Origin of the sequence: Acinetobacter equi (assembly GCF_001307195.1) — a bacterium.
Lineage (GTDB): Bacteria > Pseudomonadota > Gammaproteobacteria > Pseudomonadales > Moraxellaceae > Acinetobacter > Acinetobacter equi.
Genome location: NZ_CP012808.1, coordinates 2,128,713 through 2,146,277 on the forward strand (window position 1 = coordinate 2,128,713; position 17,565 = coordinate 2,146,277).

The 17,565-nt window shown below is 35.2% G+C and carries 15 protein-coding genes; 9 read left to right on the forward strand and 6 right to left on the reverse strand.

From position 1 onward, the window contains the following. Window positions 1–69 precede the first annotated feature (69 nt). Complete coding sequence (gene mrcB, locus AOY20_RS10125) at window positions 70–2,400, reverse strand: penicillin-binding protein 1B (RefSeq protein ID WP_054581744.1); 2,331 nt, start codon at window positions 2,398–2,400, stop codon at window positions 70–72. 146 nt (window positions 2,401–2,546) lie between these two features. On the opposite strand from mrcB, the gene AOY20_RS10130 reads away from it, so the two are divergent. Together AOY20_RS10130 and AOY20_RS10135 are read left to right on the forward strand one after the other, a co-directional pair. Continuing rightward, a complete protein-coding gene (locus AOY20_RS10130; protein WP_081403385.1) occupies window positions 2,547–3,494 on the forward strand; it encodes an NAD(+) kinase in 948 nt (315 codons plus the stop codon). 2 nt (window positions 3,495–3,496) lie between these two features. Next, window positions 3,497–3,763 carry a YeaC family protein gene (locus tag AOY20_RS10135; protein WP_054581746.1) on the forward strand — a complete coding sequence of 89 codons (267 nt, stop codon included), beginning with the start codon at window positions 3,497–3,499 and terminating at the stop codon, window positions 3,761–3,763. Window positions 3,764–3,817: 54 nt separating this feature from the next. Here the strand turns inward: AOY20_RS10135 and AOY20_RS10140 are convergent, their stop codons facing one another. Together AOY20_RS10140 and AOY20_RS10145 are read right to left on the reverse strand one after the other, a co-directional pair. After that, window positions 3,818–4,822, reverse strand: a complete 1,005-nt coding sequence (locus tag AOY20_RS10140; protein ID WP_054581747.1) for a glycosyl transferase family protein — start codon at window positions 4,820–4,822, stop codon at window positions 3,818–3,820. Between the two features lie 93 nt (window positions 4,823–4,915). Beyond that, a complete protein-coding gene (locus AOY20_RS10145) occupies window positions 4,916–6,238 on the reverse strand; it encodes a dicarboxylate/amino acid:cation symporter (RefSeq protein WP_054581748.1) in 1,323 nt (440 codons plus the stop codon). Between the two features lie 969 nt (window positions 6,239–7,207). Here AOY20_RS10145 and pheA point away from each other — a divergent pair. The 5 genes from pheA to AOY20_RS10170 all read left to right on the forward strand — a co-directional run bounded on the left by pheA (window position 7,208) and on the right by AOY20_RS10170 (window position 12,909). Then, window positions 7,208–8,314, forward strand: coding sequence for a prephenate dehydratase (pheA, locus tag AOY20_RS10150; protein WP_054581749.1), 1,107 nt, complete (start codon window positions 7,208–7,210; stop codon window positions 8,312–8,314). Window positions 8,315–8,381: 67 nt separating this feature from the next. Next, window positions 8,382–9,473, forward strand: coding sequence for a histidinol-phosphate transaminase (gene hisC, locus AOY20_RS10155; protein WP_054581750.1), 1,092 nt, complete (start codon window positions 8,382–8,384; stop codon window positions 9,471–9,473). Window positions 9,474–9,476: 3 nt separating this feature from the next. After that, a complete protein-coding gene (locus tag AOY20_RS10160) occupies window positions 9,477–11,726 on the forward strand; it encodes a bifunctional prephenate dehydrogenase/3-phosphoshikimate 1-carboxyvinyltransferase (RefSeq protein WP_054581751.1) in 2,250 nt (749 codons plus the stop codon). Between the two features lie 157 nt (window positions 11,727–11,883). Further along, the gene (locus AOY20_RS10165; RefSeq protein WP_054581752.1) at window positions 11,884–12,252 is read left to right on the forward strand and encodes a hypothetical protein; all 369 of its coding nucleotides are present in this window, start codon (window positions 11,884–11,886) and stop codon (window positions 12,250–12,252) included. Between the two features lie 30 nt (window positions 12,253–12,282). Next, window positions 12,283–12,909: an FMN-binding negative transcriptional regulator gene (locus tag AOY20_RS10170; RefSeq protein ID WP_054581753.1), complete on the forward strand. Its 627-nt coding sequence runs from the start codon at window positions 12,283–12,285 to the stop codon at window positions 12,907–12,909. Window positions 12,910–12,997: 88 nt separating this feature from the next. Here the strand turns inward: AOY20_RS10170 and AOY20_RS10175 are convergent, their stop codons facing one another. Next, the gene (locus tag AOY20_RS10175) at window positions 12,998–13,630 is read right to left on the reverse strand and encodes an alpha/beta hydrolase (protein WP_054581754.1); all 633 of its coding nucleotides are present in this window, start codon (window positions 13,628–13,630) and stop codon (window positions 12,998–13,000) included. 125 nt (window positions 13,631–13,755) lie between these two features. On the opposite strand from AOY20_RS10175, the gene yaaA reads away from it, so the two are divergent. Both yaaA and AOY20_RS10185 read left to right on the forward strand, forming a co-directional pair. Beyond that, on the forward strand, window positions 13,756–14,538 hold the full coding sequence (gene yaaA, locus AOY20_RS10180; RefSeq protein WP_054581755.1) for a peroxide stress protein YaaA: 783 nt from the start codon (window positions 13,756–13,758) through the stop codon (window positions 14,536–14,538). Between the two features lie 79 nt (window positions 14,539–14,617). After that, a complete protein-coding gene (locus AOY20_RS10185) occupies window positions 14,618–15,253 on the forward strand; it encodes an HD domain-containing protein (protein ID WP_227510331.1) in 636 nt (211 codons plus the stop codon). An 87-nt stretch (window positions 15,254–15,340) separates the two neighbouring features. On the opposite strand, the gene phrB is transcribed toward AOY20_RS10185, so the two are convergent. Both phrB and AOY20_RS10195 read right to left on the reverse strand, forming a co-directional pair. Then, complete coding sequence (gene phrB / locus AOY20_RS10190) at window positions 15,341–16,774, reverse strand: deoxyribodipyrimidine photo-lyase (protein WP_417855909.1); 1,434 nt, start codon at window positions 16,772–16,774, stop codon at window positions 15,341–15,343. Between the two features lie 158 nt (window positions 16,775–16,932). Then, window positions 16,933–17,415: an FKBP-type peptidyl-prolyl cis-trans isomerase gene (locus AOY20_RS10195; RefSeq protein ID WP_054581757.1), complete on the reverse strand. Its 483-nt coding sequence runs from the start codon at window positions 17,413–17,415 to the stop codon at window positions 16,933–16,935. Window positions 17,416–17,565: the final 150 nt, after the last annotated feature.

Below are 17,565 nucleotides of genomic sequence, written 5' to 3' on the forward strand. Positions count from 1 at the left end.
ATTAAGCAAACTGATATGATATTTCACATCAGTTTGCTATTAAAAATGAAAAAGAGTTAAAGAACTTAATTATTCTTCATTTTCATTAAGATACATTTCAATTGAATCTGGCTGATTGTATTCATCAGGTGATAATGCTTCCGATGCTGCCTCAACTTGATAATGTGGTAAACCGCACTCTGTTGCGTGACGAGGAACCTGATTTTGTCGTAATGGAATACGAATAGCACCTTCACAGCCTTGGCCTGATAGATAACCTGAATAGGTATCAATCCAGTGCCATTGAACATTGTCTGGTTGACGTAATGCTACAGGTTTCTGTCTTAATTGCTTCATGATATTGCTCCAAACAGGTAGTGCACCTGATGAGCCTGTAAGCCCTGTTACAGCATTATTATCTAAACCTAACCAAACAACGGAAACATAGTTACCAGAATAACCAGCAAACCATGAATCTCGAGTATCATTTGTTGTTCCAGATTTACCTGCTAGATTAAGACTTGCTGGTAATGTGTTATATGCAGAGCGTCCAGTACCTGCAGACATTACTTGTTGTAAGCCATAGTTTAAAATATATGCAGATGAAGGGTCGATTGTTTGTTGAACTGTTAATCCATAATGATCTAAAACACGACCATTAGAATCTACAACTGAACGAATAGCTTTAATTGGATATTTGAAACCACCTGTCGCAAAGTTACCATAAATACCTGCCATTTCAATCGGTGTTAAATCAACAGCACCTAAGAAAATAGATGGATAATTAGGGATATTGTCACTATTGGCTCCAAGTTTAATGAGTTGATTTTTAAAAGCTAATAAACCAAATTCTTGACCTAAGCGAACAGCAGATAAGTTATATGAATTTGCTAAGGCTTGAACCATTGGAACCATGCCATATTCACGACCACTATAATTTTTTGGTGTCCAGTTTCTACCGCCAGAAGGAATAGAGATGGTTGTATCAGAAATTAGTGATGCCCAAGTATATCGATCTGATTCAATCGCATTTAGATAAATGACAGGTTTTAATAAAGAGCCTACTTGACGACGAGCATCTAAGGCACGGTTAAATCCTGTAAAGTCTTGAGAAGAACCAACAACAGAAATTAATTCACCATTTTCAGGGTGAATAATCACAACAGCACCTTGTAAATCTTTTAATCGTTTAGGATTTGCTTTTGCTAATCGTTCAACTGAAGATTTAAATGAATTTTGCACTTTAATTTGAGATACAGGATCTAGGGTTGTAAAAATTCGTAGACCTTGATTCGTTAAATCACTTTCTTGATATTCACTTTTTAATTGACGACGTACAACATCTAAAAAATCTGGGAAACGTGCAGCACCAATTGAAGGTTTTGCCACAACACCAAGAGGGCGTGCTGATTCAGTTTCATATTGTTCAGGCGTTAAAAAGCCCATTACGACCATATTATTTAAAACAATATTACGACGTTTAAGAGCACTTTCAGGATTTCTCCATGGATTATATAGGGAAGGTCCTTGAACTAAACCAACTAAATAAGCCTGTTGAGCAATATTAAGTTCTTGCAGAGGTAAGCCAAAATAGAATTGTGCTGCTAATCCATAACCATTAATAGAATAACTACCGCTTTGACCTAAATTCACTTCATTGAGATAAGCTTCTAAAATTTCATTTTTAGAATAATGGAAATCAACTAAAACTGACATCAAAGCTTCATTGACTTTACGTTTGAATGTTCTTTCTGGGGTCAAATAAAAGTTTTTTACTAATTGTTGAGTGAGTGTTGAACCACCTTGGCGTTTTCCACCTGTAACATTACTTACAATTGCACGAGCGGTACCTCGAATAGAAATACCGTGATGTTTATAGAAATTTCTATCTTCTGTTGCAATTAATGCTTCAATCAGTGGTTTAGGAACTTTGTTTAATTTAATCAGAACACGGTCTTCATTATGCTGAGGATAAATTCCACCTACAAGCAGAGGTTCTAAACGGGCAATTCCAGTAGATGAGGGTTTTGTTGCGCTGACATCTGCAATACGATCTTGTGCAAATATCACTTTTAAAATTTGTTCAGGTTCAACACTATCGCCAAAGTCAAAACCGCGTGTATGAACATAAACTGTTTCACCATTAACTAAATAATGACCTGTTTTTGTATAATTGTCAGAGTTTTTATAACCGAGTAATTTTAATTCTTCTAGGAAATCTGCTTTGCTCACAGGGGCATTATTAAAAATTTCTAATGGGCGAGCAAAAACTTTGGCAGGAATATCCCAACGTTTACCTTCAAATTTTTCACGTACGACGTTATCCATCCGAATAAGATAGACACTAAAAGCAATAAATGCACCGATGATAATGACGCAAAAAAGAAGTGCGAAAAGACCTATACCACGTTCATACTTCATATAAATTATTTAATTCCTAACTATATTTGTTAATCATGCGAAGCTTTTCAGCTTTTTGCAATATTTAATCTGTGAAAATTTAAAGTATAAAATTTAAAAATATTCACTTTGTCATATTTTAAAAATTATTAAAAAGTTCTTGGTTAATGTTATTATATGTGTCGAATCGTATGGGAGCGATATCGCTGGTGCAAATTTCACATAAGAATTTTCGAAACATTGGACTTATTGGTCGTCCTGGCAAATCTTCTGTCGTTGAAACGCTAAACCTTATTCATGATCATATCCTAAGTATAGGTTTACATCCAATTTTTGATTCGGAAACGGCAGAATTAGTTCCCTATAAGAATACGCAAACAGTTAGTAGATCACTACTTGGTGAAGTTGTTGATTTAGTGATAGTGGTTGGTGGTGATGGCTCATTGCTTCATGCTGCGCGTGCATTGGTTAAATATAATACGCCTGTGATAGGAATAAACCGTGGTCGTCTAGGTTTTTTAACAGATATTAAGCCGACCGAAGTTTTATTTAAGCTTGATCAAGTTTTACAGGGACAATTTCAGTTGGATCGCCGTTTTTTATTGGAAATGGAAATTCGTTCTAAAGGTGAATCGATCTATGAAGCCATTGCACTGAACGATGTTGTCTTACATTCAGGTAAATCAGTTCATATGATTGATTTTGATTTACATATTGATGGCCAATATGTTTATAGACAACATAGTGATGGATTAATAGTATCTACCCCGACGGGCTCAACAGCTTATGCGCTATCGGGCGGGGGTCCAATTTTACATCCAAGTATGGATGCGATTGCTTTAGTCCCAATGCACCCACATACTTTGTCATCTCGTCCAATTGTAGTTGGTGGGCAAAGTGAAATTAAAATTGAAATTAAAGAAAATCGTGTGTTACCTATGGTTAGTGCAGATGGTCAACATAGTGTTTCATTAAGTATTGGCGATAGTTTGCATATCCGCAAGCACCCTTATAAACTGAACTTACTTCATCCACCTGGCTATGATTTTTATATGGCATGCCGTACAAAGTTAGGCTGGAATCAAGATTTTGAATCTTTACAACTACAGGATTAATCATGAATATTGAACAAATGCTAGCAGTGCTCGATCCTGAAATTGTTAGCCGTTTAAAAACTGCAATTGAAATTGGTAAATGGCCTAATGGTGTAGTATTAACCCAAGAACAGCGTCATACATGTATGCAAGCGGTTTATGCTTGGGAAGCTAAACATTTGCCTGAAACAGAGCGTAGTGGTTATATTGATCGTGGAACAAAAGAAGAAGATGAACATTGTGATTCACATGTAGAAGAACCAGAATTTAAACCAATTCGTTTTGTTTAAGTTTTGTTGTAATAAAAAGCCGACTATAATTTAGTCGGTTTTTTGTTTGAAAAATTAACAAATAAGGCGAGTTTCCCACAGTTGTTTTGCTTTTGTGATGGCCTCTTGATAGGTTGTGCAAACATTCATTGTGTATAAAGCAATACCTATTGTTTCAATGGTTGCAAGCTCACCATAGGAATGAGTTTGTTTGCCCTCCCAAACAGCTTTAAATATATCTAAATCTAACTCTTCTTCAATTGGACTACGATTATCTGTGAGTTTCGGTAATTCAAGCTCATAGAGCTCACCATGTTTGATGCCACAAATCAGGGTTTTTGCATCTGGATTACGTTCAAATTCACCACCTTCACCCTTAATTACAGCGCTGTTTTGATAGCCTAATTGGAACGCAGCTTGTTGATGTGAAGAACGATAAGCGGGATGGAAAATTGCTTGTAATGTCGCTTTTGCATTAAATGGGTTAATGAGTCGTGCTAGTGTATGAACAGGGGAGCGTAAACCCATAATATTACGTAGTGAGATAAGTTCATCTAATATCGGTGAAATCACTGTTAAAGGTAAATATGCAAAGTTATTCTGTTTAAGTTGGTCAATAACGTCTTGTTCATTTTGACAAATAGAATGGCCTAAAAACTCTAAAACTTGTTCAGTATAAATTCGGTTAATAGTATGTCCAGAAGCACCATGCATGACGATTTTAAAGCCATGTTTTGCTAATGTGAGAGCAGATAAAATGAACCAAGGAAAATGTTTTCTTTTTCCAGCATAAGAAGACCAATCTAAATCGATGGTTAAATTCTGGAAAGATAATTGATCTTTTGTTGCTTGGACAAAACCTGTTAGCTCATCTACTGATTCTTCTTTCACACGTAATAGCATTAAAAAAGCACCCAACTGAACATCTAAAACTTCATTATTTAAAATCATGGAAAAAGCTTGATAAGCTTCATCGTAAGTTAAAGAGCGAGCCCCATTTTTACCTTTACCAATAATCCGTACAAATTGAGCAAAAGGATGTTCAAAGTCTTTATAAAGATTACGTTGCTGAGTAGTCATTTCTTCATCATGTATTCATGTTAACCTAGATAATATGCCATAAAATATAAATAAGAAAAGGAAGCATATCGCTTCCTTTTATATAAGGTATATCTATTCACTGACAATTTTGGGTATTTGTGTCTGATTTTTCATAGTTTGATCAAATGTGTCCTTATTTAATGCTTTATCCCATTTAGCAACAACAACAACAGCACATGCGTTACCGACTAAATTGGTCAAAGCACGACATTCAGACATAAAACGATCAATACCTAAAATAAGTGCCATACCTGCGACAGGTACAGTAGGAACAACGGATAAGGTTGCAGCAAGAGTAATAAAGCCCGCACCTGTTACACCAGCGGCACCTTTGGAGCTAATCATAGCGACAAGTAAAAGGGTAATCTGTTGACCGATCGTTAAATCAATATTACAGGCTTGAGCAATAAATAATGCGGCCATTGTCATGTAAATATTAGTTCCATCAAGGTTAAATGAATAACCAGTAGGAATCACCATCCCAACGACAGATTTTTCACAACCTGCTTGTTCCATTTTTCGCATTAAACTTGGTAATGCGGCTTCAGAAGAGCTCGTTCCAAGTACAAGCCATAGTTCATCTTTAATATAACGAATAAGATCAAGAATGGAGAAGCCGTTATAACGAGCAACTAAACCTAAAACGACCAATACAAAAAGTAAAGATGTAATGTAAAAGGTTGCAATCAGGAACATAAGATTCCCGATACTTGAAATACCATATTTACCAATGGTGAAAGCCATTGCACCGAAAGCTCCAATTGGAGCAAACTTCATTAACATGCCCACTAATTTAAAGACAGGTGTAGTTAAATTATTAAGTAATTCAACAATTGGTTGACCTTTGTCACCAGTTGCAGCAAGTGCTAGACCAAATATGACGGAAATGAATAAAACTTGAAGAATTTCGCCTGAGACAAAAGGACTCATAAGAGTTGTTGGAAGAATGTTAAGTAAAAAATCAACAATCGACATGTCTTGCGCTTTTTGAGAATATTCTGCAACTTTCCCAGCTTTGTCTTGTAAGCTATTCACATCAATATTAAGTCCTGCGCCAGGCTTAATAACATTTCCTACAATCATGCCAATGATGAGTGCAATGGTTGAGAATGTAATAAAATAGAGCATGGCTTTGCCAGCAACACGACCAACTTCAGCCATATGCTTCATGCCAGAAATACCAGTAACCACTGTTAAAAAGATAACAGGAGCAATAATCATTTTCACAAGTTTGATAAATGCATCGCCTAATGGCTTTAGGCTTGCACCATAATCAGGATAAAAATGACCAAGTAGAATACCAAGCGAAATTGCGAAGATCACTTGTACATAGAGAATCTGATAAATTTTTTGTTTTTGAGGCGGTGGAGCATTTGATTCGACCTGAATATCCATATAATTCCTTGTATTATTTACACAGCAGCATAATTTTTATTAAATTTGTTCGGTTCACTACATTTATTGTTTAAAAAAACTTAAATATTTAATCTGATTACTTTAAATATATTTCTAATAAAAACAAATATTGATTTTGAATTAATGATTATAGAAGTTTACTTTTATTATTCTCTTAAAATAATAGGTATTATTTTGATCATATAGTTAATTATGCCATGGTATCTGTTTAGTATTTATATATTTGTTTGAATTAGTGGTTTTTGATATTCTAATTTTTTATTTCAATTATTATTAAAAAAAATTAATTATATTATTGGTGAAAAATATCAATCATTCAAAAATGACGAAAGATATGAAATAAAAAAATAGGTTTAACTTTTAGCTACAGTTATTAATAATTTTCTAAGGTGCGAGGAAATATTAAATTTATTATATTTTAACCTGAATCGCGGATAAGAAATTGACTTGAAAAATAAAAGGACTAGAGCCATCAGTTGAGTTACCACACAAAACCTACAACTTTAGTATTTATGTGAAATTTAAATAATAGATCTCTTTCATGATTGTATTTTTATTAATCAGTAAAAGGCTCTAAGCCTTATACCTCTTGTCTTTTGATTCAAGTTCTATGATTCTAAATTGATTTATAAAGAACTCTAATAAACTTTTATGTACTTTGTTTTTAAGAGATAAAATAGCGATATGATTAACCGAATATTTCATCCAGTAGATTTGTACTGTTGATGCAGATTCTATCAATTAAATTTTAAGGATTCATAAATGCTTTTCAATATACAAAACCTTATATTTAACTGAAGATAGCACCATAAATAACGTTAATGCAGAATTGCTGAATAATTCAACTGCGTAATTTTCAATCTTTAAAAGACAAAGTTGTATTGCGTAACAATTCAAAGCTAACTATTGTTATACTGTTGAAAACATGTTTATAAGGGCAACATAACAATGATCAACGACGATCAAAAGACAACTTCTCTTGACCTCACTCAAATTCGTGAGGATATAGACTCTGTAGATCAGCAAATTCAGCAATTAATTAATCGTCGTGCAAAATTGGCGGAAGCTGTTGCTAAAGCAAAATTTGCAGCAGAAGAGAATCCATTGTTTTACCGTCCTGAGCGTGAAGCACAAGTTTTACGTAATGTTATGGAGCGTAATGACGGACCATTATCTGATGCAACAATGGCACGTTTATTCCGTGAAATTATGTCAGCTTGCCTAGCTTTAGAAGCACCGCAAAGTATTGCATTTTTAGGACCTGTGGGAACTTATACACATTCAGCTGTATTAAAACAATTTGGACAAGATGCAGTTATTCGTCCTCTTCCAACAATTGATGAAGTTTTCCGTGAAGTTGAAGCGGGAAGTGCTCATTATGGTTTAGTGCCTGTAGAAAACTCATCTGAAGGCGTGGTTAACCATACTTTAGATTGCTTTAAAACGTCTCATTTAAATGTGATTGGTGAAGTTGAATTACGTATTCATCATCAATTCCTCATTTCTGAAAATACGCGTAAAGACAGTATTAAACAGATTTATGCACATCAACAAACATTGGCGCAATGTCGTGGTTGGTTAGATGCGCATTATCCTGGTGTTGAACGTGTTGCAATGAGCTCAAATGCAGAAGCTGCACGTCGTATTCGTAATGAATGGCATTCTGCGGCTATTGCTTCAGAAGTAGCGGCAAATATCTATAATTTAGAAACTTTACATAGCAATATTGAAGATAATCCTGAAAACACAACACGTTTCTTGGTGATTGGTCGTGAAAAAGTGCCACAAAGCGGTAATGATAAAACATCATTATTAATTTCTGCACATGATCGTGCAGGTGCATTATTAGAAATTTTAGCACCATTTGCGAAACATCAAATTAGTTTAACCAGTATTGAAACTCGTCCTGCGCTTCCTGAAAAATGGGCTTATGTTTTCTTTATTGATCTTGAAGGTCATATTGAACAAGAAAATGTAAAAGCAGCGATTGAAGAAATTCGTCCATTGGTAAAAGAAGTTCGAGTATTAGGTTCTTACCCAATTGCTGTTCTTTAAATTAATCAAAATAGTGGTTCATTTCAGATGAGCCACTTTCATCACTTGAAATAACTGGAAGTGTAAAATGACGTTTGTCCCAGCCAATGAAGGCATCGCACAATTAAAACCGTATCAACCAGGTAAACCGATTAGTGAGCTTGAGCGTGAGTTAGGCATTACAGATATTGTAAAACTTGCATCAAATGAAAATCCACTTGGTTGTTCAGATAAAGTGAAAGAGGCAGTTGCTGCTGAACTTGCTGAAATTGGGCGATATCCAGACGGTGGTGGTTTTATTTTAAAAGATCAAATTCATTCGCAATTTGGTTTTGAGCATAACCAAATTACTTTAGGTAATGGTTCAAACGATTTATTAGAAATTTTTGCACGTGCATTTGTTTCAGAACATGATTCTGTTGTTTATAGTCAGCATGCTTTTGCTGTTTATGGACTGGTGACTCAAGCTATTGGCGCTCAAGCAATTGAAGTACCTGCAAAAGGTTTTTCGCATGATTTACCTGCAATGGCAGCTGCAATTCAAGAACATACGAAATTAGTATTTATTGCAAATCCAAATAACCCAACAGGGACTTGGTTTGAAGAAGCAGAATTTGAAGCATTTATGCAAAAAGTTCCTGCTCATGTGGTTGTTGTGCTTGATGAAGCATATGTGGAATATTTCCCTGAAAACTTCAATAGCTTAAAATTCTTAAAACAATATCCAAATTTAATTGTTAGCCGTACCATGTCTAAGTGTTATGGTTTAGCTGCATTACGTGTTGGCTTTGCATTAGCTTCAGTTGAAGTGACTGATTTCCTTAACCGTATTCGTCAGCCATTTAACGTTAATCATTTAGCAATGGTTGCTGCTGTTGCTGCGTTAAAAGATGAAGCGTTTATTGAGGAATCTCGTTTAGTAAATAAAGCAGGTATGGCACAACTTGAAGCAGGTTTTAATGCTCTAGGTTTAAGTTATGTACCATCACGCGCAAACTTTATTTTAGTTGATGTACAAGCAGACCCTGCTCAAACATTTAATGCATTACTTAAAGAAGGCGTTATCGTGCGTCCTGTAGGTATTGCAAATCATCTTCGTGTATCTATTGGTACTGAAGCAGAAAATGCAAAATTCTTGGCAGCACTTGCTAAGGTTTTAGGTTTAGAGGCTAAAGCTTAAGACATGTCTCCAGCAAAGTTTGAAAAAGTTGCTTTTATTGGGCTTGGGCTAATTGGCTCAAGTCTTGCTCGTGTGATTGTTGCTGAAAATTTGGCAAAAGAAATAGTCGCATCAACACGTTCTGAAAAAACACTTGAAGATGCTAAAACTTTAGGTCTAATTAAAGAAGGGTATACTAACCCGATTGATGCCGTTCAAGGTGCAGATTTGGTTGTTTTAGCGTTGCCTGTTCGTGCAACACAGAAAGTGTTAGAAACCATTCGTCCTTATTTGTCTGAACGTGCAATTATCACTGATGTGGGAAGCACTAAAGCAAATGTGGTTGACGCTGCAAAAGCAGTTTATGGTGATGAATTACCTGTAGGTTTTGTACCAGGACATCCAATTGCAGGATCTGAGCATACTGGTGTCCATGCAGGTAAAGTCGACTTATTTGCCAATCATAAAGTGATTTTAACACCGTTACCAACGAGTGCGGATTGGGCAATAGAAAAACTGATTCAACTTTGGCAAGCTGCAAAAGCGGAAGTGATTTGTATGGATGTAGATAAGCATGATGAAGTGCTTGCACATACAAGTCATCTTCCACATTTAATGGCTTTTAACTTGGTTGAGCAATTAGCAAACCGAGAAGATAATTTAGACATTTTTCGTTATGCTGCAGGCGGTTTTCGTGATTTCTCACGTATTGCAGCAAGCGATCCACAAATGTGGCATGACATATTTTTTGCAAATAAAAAAGCAATTTTAAATGCAGTTGATGGTTTTGAAAATCAACTGGCAATTATTCGTAAATTAATTGAAGATGAAGACTCGCAAGCCTTAATGGGCTTGTTAGGACATGCGCAAGCTGCGCGTCAGCATTTTAATCATATGTTGGCAAAAAGACCGTTAATGGAGAACAATAAAGTGACCACTCAGCAATTTACAATTTCACCAGGTAAGAAAAAATTCCAAGGTAAATTTAGTGTACCAGGTGATAAATCTGTGTCACATCGTTCAATTATGTTTGGTGCTATTGCTGAGGGAACTACACATGTTACAGGTTTTCTTGAAGGTGAAGATGCTTTAGCAACACTGCAAGCTTTCCGTGATATGGGTGTAAGTATTGAAGGTCCTAAGAATGGTGAAGTGACTATTCATGGTGTGGGCGTAAATGGTTTGAAAGCACCAAAATCTGAGTTGTATATGGGGAACTCAGGTACATCTATGCGCTTGCTTTCAGGCATGCTTGCAGCACAGAAATTTGATTCTGTAATGACAGGTGACGCATCTTTAACAAAACGCCCGATGGAACGTATTGCAAAGCCATTACGTGAAATGGGTGCGCATATTCAAACGACAGGTGAACGTGGTACGCCACCTATTTCAATTACGGGGAATCAACCACTTCAAGGTATTCATTACGACTTACCAATGGCATCTGCGCAAGTAAAATCAGGTATCTTACTTGCAGGTCTTTGGGCGAAAGGAGAAACTTCTGTTGTTGAGCCAGAGCCAACACGTGATCATACTGAGCGTATGCTTCGTGCTTTTGGATATGATGTAAAAACTGAAGGTAATCGAATTTCACTACAAGGTGGTGGAAAATTAGTTGCTACAGAAATTCAAGTCCCATCTGATATTTCTTCAGCTGCATTCTTTATGGTTGGTGCGGCAATTACTGAAGGTTCTGACGTTACTTTAGAAGCTGTAGGCATTAATCCAACACGTACAGGTGTGATTGAAATTTTAAAACAGATGGGTGCTGATCTAACTGTTGAAAATGAACGTATTGCAGGTGGTGAGCCAATTGCTGATATTCGTATCAAAGGATCACGCACTTTAAAAGGCATTCATATGCCTGAAGACCAAGTGCCATTAGCGATTGATGAATTCCCTGCATTATTTATTGCTGCGGCATGTGCTGAAGGTCGTACTGTATTAACAGGTGCAGCTGAACTTCGAGTTAAAGAATCTGACCGTATTCAAGTGATGGCAGATGGCTTGAAGATCATGGGTATTGATTGTACACCAACAGATGATGGCATCATTATTGAAGGTAAAGGTCAACCGGGTGAATGGGGCGCAATTTTTGCAGGTGGTGAAATTGAGTCACATCATGATCATCGTATTGCAATGAGTTTCTCAATGGCGGGTTTACGTTCATCAGGTGAAATTAAAATTGTAGGGACAGAAACAGTGGCAACGAGTTTCCCAACATTTACAGAATTGGCAAATCAAGCAGGATTAGATATTCAAGTGAGTGAATAATTTGATCTAAATAAAAGATAGCTTGCTTTGGCAGGCTATTTTTTTAAGTATTTATTGGAAATAAAATAACTGATTAAAAATAGATAAATTTACTTGGCTGATTGCTGTTTATTGCTTATGCTAAAACCATACAAAAATAATGTCTATAGGTCATATTATGCGTACACTGAAATTTGTAGCCAATAGTGAAATACAGAGTGAAAAGAAAAATAATCAAGAAGTTCAAGGCTATGTAGCTCAGTTATTAACAGAAAAGCTCTCTGCACATGGTTTTGAGACGCTAGCTCAGAGTGGTGCTCAGGTTGCAGTAAGTGTGGATGATCATGCTTTGCCTTTAGCAGTTCGTTGTGAAACACCAAATGAAGATGGTTATTTAGTATGTGAAATTTCATCATATCCAGATGAAGAACAAGACTGGTTAGAGCGCATTACAGAACAAAGCCTACTAAATCAGTTAGCTCAAGCGGTTGAAAATACATTAAAAGAAGATGAAAGATTAAGTCAGTTTAAGTGGGAAGAACATTAATTTTACCAAAATAAAAAGCAAAGGAATGCAATGTATTTACCTCATGATTTTAAGGAAACAAGATCGGATATTTTGTTAAAAATTATTCAAGACAATGCTTTAGGTAGTTTAATTACTTATTCAGATCAAGGTTTAGACGCCAATCATTTACCTTTTGAATATGATGAGAAAACTCATTCACTTTGGGCACATATTGCAAAAGAGAATGATCTTGTACAACTTTTACAGCAAGAACAAGATGTTTTAGTGATCTTTAAAGTCAATGACGCTTATGTGTCACCCAATTGGTATTTAGGAAAATTGGAGCATCATCGCGCAGTTCCAACATGGAATTATGCGGTGGTACATGTGAATGGTATCGCTTCTTTAGTAGAAGATGACAAAGTATTAAGAGGTGTATTGGCTAGATTAACAAGACGTCATGAAGCCAAGCAAATAAAGCCTTGGAGAATGTCTGATGCACCTACTACAGATTACATTCAAGAGCAACTGAATAAAATTGTTGCAGTTCAGATCAAAATTACAAATTTAGTTGGAAAATTGAAATTAAGTCAAAATAAATCTGAAGTAGATCAAAAAGCAGTTGCAGATGCTTTTAAGGAAGGAGGAGTATCTGATTTATCTACAATGATGTATCAAGAATTAAATAACAAATAAAATAGTATTTATAGTTTTCTGATGAATAATTTTTCATTTTATAAATAGAAAATCCCTACAATAATATGTAGGGATGAATTAATAAAAATTAACCAACAGCTAAAAAACGAGACATTGCAATACGCAATTGTTTTAAGTATCCCGTAAAGAAATGATTCGCGCCTGGTAAGGTCGTAATCAGATGACGTTGAGGTCTTGCCCAATGAATCATATCAGATAACAATGTAATATCATCTGCTTCACCATGAATAAATAAAATATCACCCTTAACTTCAGGGGTAACATAATGGCGAATACCTGCTACCGTGGCAGTAGGTAAACCACATAAAATCATTTGTTTAGCTTGAAGTTCTTCTGGTAAACTCGCATAGCTTTTTGCCATAACATGAGCGCCAAAACTGAAGCCACCCGCATAAAATGGTAAGCCAAGATGTTGAGCGCGAGCAAATTGAATGACTTTTAAAATATCATCAGTTTCACCATGACCTTCATCATGAACACCAGCACTTTGACCAGAACCACGGAAACTTGGACGATAAACAACACAACCACGCTCTAAGTACATTTGTGCCAAAAGTACAGGAATTTTGTGGTGTGGGGTGCCTCCTTGCAATGGATGAGGATGACAAACAACAGCGAATCCTTTCACTTCACCCTGTGGATAATCAACGAAAACTTCAATTTTACCAACTGAACCTTCAATGAAAATTTGCTCAGACATAGCTTAAAAAATGAATAGCAGGAGGAGGCGCGTATTCTACCGATAATGCTTAGTAAAAACATGAATTGGCGTTAAAATAAGTCTACTGTTATAGTTTGATTAATCACTTTTTAACCAGGTTCGTTATGCTTGCTCTTATCTCACCCGCAAAAACATTAGATTATGAAACAAATTTGCCAACAGACCTCTTCACTCAAGCTCGTCTTTTAGAGCAATCGGCATTATTAATTCAAGATTGTCAAAAATTATCTGCAACGGATATTGCAGGTCTTATGAGTGTAAGTGAAAAAATTGCAAAATTAAATGTAGAACGCTTCCGTGACTGGCAACCAGAATTTAATTTTTCGAATGCACGCCAAGCTATTTTTGCATTTAAAGGCGATGTTTATACAGGATTAGATGCATATAATTTAAGTGAAGAATCAATTCAATTTGCACAAGATCATTTAAGAATGTTATCGGGTTTATATGGCTTGCTTCGTCCACTTGATTTAATGATGCCATATCGCTTAGAAATGGGCACAAAATTGGCAAATATTCGTGGTCATAATTTATATGAGTTCTGGGGAAGTATGATTACAGATTTAATCAATACAGATTTAGAGCAAAATAATGCTGAATTTTTAGTGAATCTAGCTTCTGATGAATATTATAAATCGGTAAAAGAAAGCAAAATTAAAGCTGAAATTGTTAAGCCTGTGTTCTTAGATCAAAAAAATGGTAAATATAAAGTCATTAGTTTTTATGCTAAAAAAGCACGTGGTTTAATGGCTCGTTATATGATTGAAAATAAATTAGATCATGCTGAAGATCTAAAATCTTTTAATGTAGATGGTTATTATTTTGATGCAGAAAGTTCATTAAAAGGTGAATTAGTCTTTAAGCGTGATGAGCAAGCGCATAGTTAAATTTATATTTCCATAAGTGATTAAAAAATCTTAGAAGTTTGTTATAACAGACTTCTAAGATTGAAAGAAAATTAAAATAATGATGAATAATTTAGATATTTGGATAGAGGCTTTACAGCGACATTGGTTTAGATTTTCAGAATGTTTAGCAATTTCCGCTGAACAAAAAGATAACTTATTCCAAATTTTACTCAAAGCCTATAGCGAACCGCAGCGGTTTTATCATACTGCACAGCATATTGTTGAATGTTTAGATTTATATCTTCAAATTCAATACTTACTGAAAGAACCTCACTTGGTGGAGCTTGCAATTTGGTTTCATGATGTTATTTATGATCCAAAATCGAATCAAAATGAGCAGAATAGTGCTGATTTAATGCAGGATTTATGTCATACATTTTTAGATAAATTTGCATTAAAAAAAGTTTATCTTTGGATTCTTGCAACCAAAGAGCATGTAGCATCATTAGATCATGATTTAAATTATTTGATTGATATTGATTTGGCTATTTTAGGTGCTGATGCATCACGATTTTTACAGTACGAACAACAAATACAACAGGAATATTCATGGGTAAGTGCTGAAATATATAAAGTGAAGCGTGCAGAAGTACTGCAAAACTTTTTGAATCAACCTTCAATTTATATCACACTTACTTTTCAACAAAGCTTAGAACAACAAGCTAAATTAAATTTAGAAAAGCTACTGGCGTAAAACAAAGATAAATATTATAAGAGTCTGTATAGCGATAATGATGTATACAGACTCAAAAATTAAATGAACAAGAACGTTTATATATGACTACGATATAGCTTTAAATGCTTCTAAAGCTCGAACTCGACTTTGCTTTAAATCTACAATAGGTTTTGGATAATTTAATACCATATTAGGATTCTTTGCATAAGGTTCATGAATGGTTTTTGCATCTAAATGTGCTAATTCAGGAACCCATTTTCGAATATAGTTTCCTTCAGTATCAAATTTTTGAGACTGGCTGATTGGATTAAAAATTCTAAAATAAGGCACGGCATCTGTACCTGTGGATGCACACCACTGCCAACCGCCATTATTTGCTGCTAAATCGCCATCAATTAAATTTTGCATAAACCACTGTTCACCTAAACGCCAATCAATGAGTAGATTTTTGGTGAGGAACATTGCAACAATCATACGCACACGATTATGCATCCAACCTGTATGAATCAGTTGACGCATACCTGCATCTACAATAGGAATACCTGTTTGACCATATTTCCATGCTTCTAAATCTTCAGGAGCTTTACGCCATACTATTTTTTGCGTATTGAGTTTAAAGGGCTCATGTTTAGATAAACGTGGGAAATCGAATAAAATATGTTGATAAAATTCACGCCAGATGAGTTCATTGAGCCAAGTTTGCTGCCCATCATTTTCAATTTGAAAATACCCATTTGAAGATTGGAAAATAGCGGCCAAACATTGGCGAACAGATAAAATACCACAATTCAAATAAGTTGAAAGTTTGCTTGTTGAGTCTATATTTGGAAAGTCTCTTTCTAAAAGATAGTTAGAAATGTCATCTTTAATAAATTCTTCAAGTTTATTTTGAGCGATATCTTCTCCAACAGGCCATAAATGAATATCTGCTTTTGAAATAGGAATATTTAATTCAGCACAAGATGGTATAGAGGAATTAAACTTTTCCAACAGCGGAATAGAGGATTGTACCTCTGGAATAGGAAACGGCTGAGGAATGGAGATCACCAATTGTTCAATACATTTTTTCTTGAAGGCACTAAAAACTTGATAAGGTTGATTTGAATTATTTCGTATAGAACCAACAGGAAAGATAGTACGGTCGTGATACAAAATTAAATCTTTTTGAATTAAATTAAGTTTTTTTTGAACCTGTGCATCACGTTTAAGTTCATTCCACCCTAAATCAATATTGGCATAAACATGCTCAATCTGATGTTTTTGGCTAAATTCTGTAATAAAGATGGGAATATCTTTCCACAAGGGAATAATTTCAATGTGCAGAGGAATATTTAAGAGATCTAATTGCTTTTTTAATTCCGACAACTGTCTTAAGTAAAAGGCAATTTTGATTGGTGCATCATCATGTTTTTTCCACTGTTCTGGAGAGAGTATAACAAGTGCAATGGTGGAATTGGCTTGAGTGGCGTACCATAAAGCGGTGTTATCTGAAATTCGTAAGTCTTGTCTAAACCAGAGCAAAGATTTGATATGCATAATTTACTTAATAATTCACAAAACTATTAATATATATTTTATAAAGAATTGAAGAGTAAGTCTGTTGATTTTTAATGAACTTATATTGAATTTTATAAAATATAGTTTTTAGATATAAAAAAGGCTAAGTATTTACTTAGCCTCTCTGATCTCGTGAGATCTTAGTGGTGATGACCACCTGCACCGTGAACGTGACCGTGCTCTAACTCTTCAGCAGAAGCATCACGAATTTCTACGATTTCAACTTCAAAAGTTAAATCTTGACCAGCAAGTGGGAAGTTAGCATCAACAACTACGTTGTCGCCTTCAACAGCTTTAACTGTAACTACTTGAACGCCGTCATCAGTTTGAGCTTGGAATTGCATACCAGGTTGAATGTTTTCAACACCTTGGAACATTTGAGCTGGAACTTCTTGAACAAGTTCAGGGTTATATTCGCCATAAGCTTCAGCAGCTGGAACTGTAATCGTGAATTTTTCACCAACAGTTTTACCAGCTAACGCATTTTCAAGACCAGGAATGATGTTACTAGCACCATGCAAATATGCAAGTGGTTCACCTTGAGATTGGTCGAGAGTTTGACCCTCTGCGTTAGTCAATGTGTAGTGGAATGAAACCACGTGGTTATTTGCAATAGCAGTCATGTTTTGATCCATTTCAATTCTAAGTTGACATCATAAAGCTAAAAGCTAGATTTGTAGAGTTCATTTAAAAAAAACTTGCTACAAATTTCTGATGTTTTACCATTTATGGGGATGGTATACATTAATTCAATATCTTCCAAACTTTTTTGA

Coding starts and splice junctions, on each gene's coding strand:
- AOY20_RS10135 (WP_054581746.1), top strand. CDS start 3,497: ATGAATATTGAACAAATGCTAGCAGTGCTCGATCCTGAAATTGTTAGC.
- AOY20_RS10145 (WP_054581748.1), bottom strand. CDS start 6,238: ATGGATATTCAGGTCGAATCAAATGCTCCACCGCCTCAAAAACAAAAA.
- mrcB (WP_054581744.1), bottom strand. CDS start 2,400: ATGAAGTATGAACGTGGTATAGGTCTTTTCGCACTTCTTTTTTGCGTC.
- hisC (WP_054581750.1), top strand. CDS start 8,382: ATGACGTTTGTCCCAGCCAATGAAGGCATCGCACAATTAAAACCGTAT.
- AOY20_RS10165 (WP_054581752.1), top strand. CDS start 11,884: ATGCGTACACTGAAATTTGTAGCCAATAGTGAAATACAGAGTGAAAAG.
- AOY20_RS10130 (WP_081403385.1), top strand. CDS start 2,547: ATGTTATTATATGTGTCGAATCGTATGGGAGCGATATCGCTGGTGCAA.
- yaaA (WP_054581755.1), top strand. CDS start 13,756: ATGCTTGCTCTTATCTCACCCGCAAAAACATTAGATTATGAAACAAAT.
- AOY20_RS10175 (WP_054581754.1), bottom strand. CDS start 13,630: ATGTCTGAGCAAATTTTCATTGAAGGTTCAGTTGGTAAAATTGAAGTT.
- AOY20_RS10170 (WP_054581753.1), top strand. CDS start 12,283: ATGTATTTACCTCATGATTTTAAGGAAACAAGATCGGATATTTTGTTA.
- AOY20_RS10185 (WP_227510331.1), top strand. CDS start 14,618: ATGATGAATAATTTAGATATTTGGATAGAGGCTTTACAGCGACATTGG.
- AOY20_RS10195 (WP_054581757.1), bottom strand. CDS start 17,415: ATGACTGCTATTGCAAATAACCACGTGGTTTCATTCCACTACACATTG.
- pheA (WP_054581749.1), top strand. CDS start 7,208: ATGATCAACGACGATCAAAAGACAACTTCTCTTGACCTCACTCAAATT.
- AOY20_RS10140 (WP_054581747.1), bottom strand. CDS start 4,822: ATGACTACTCAGCAACGTAATCTTTATAAAGACTTTGAACATCCTTTT.
- AOY20_RS10160 (WP_054581751.1), top strand. CDS start 9,477: ATGTCTCCAGCAAAGTTTGAAAAAGTTGCTTTTATTGGGCTTGGGCTA.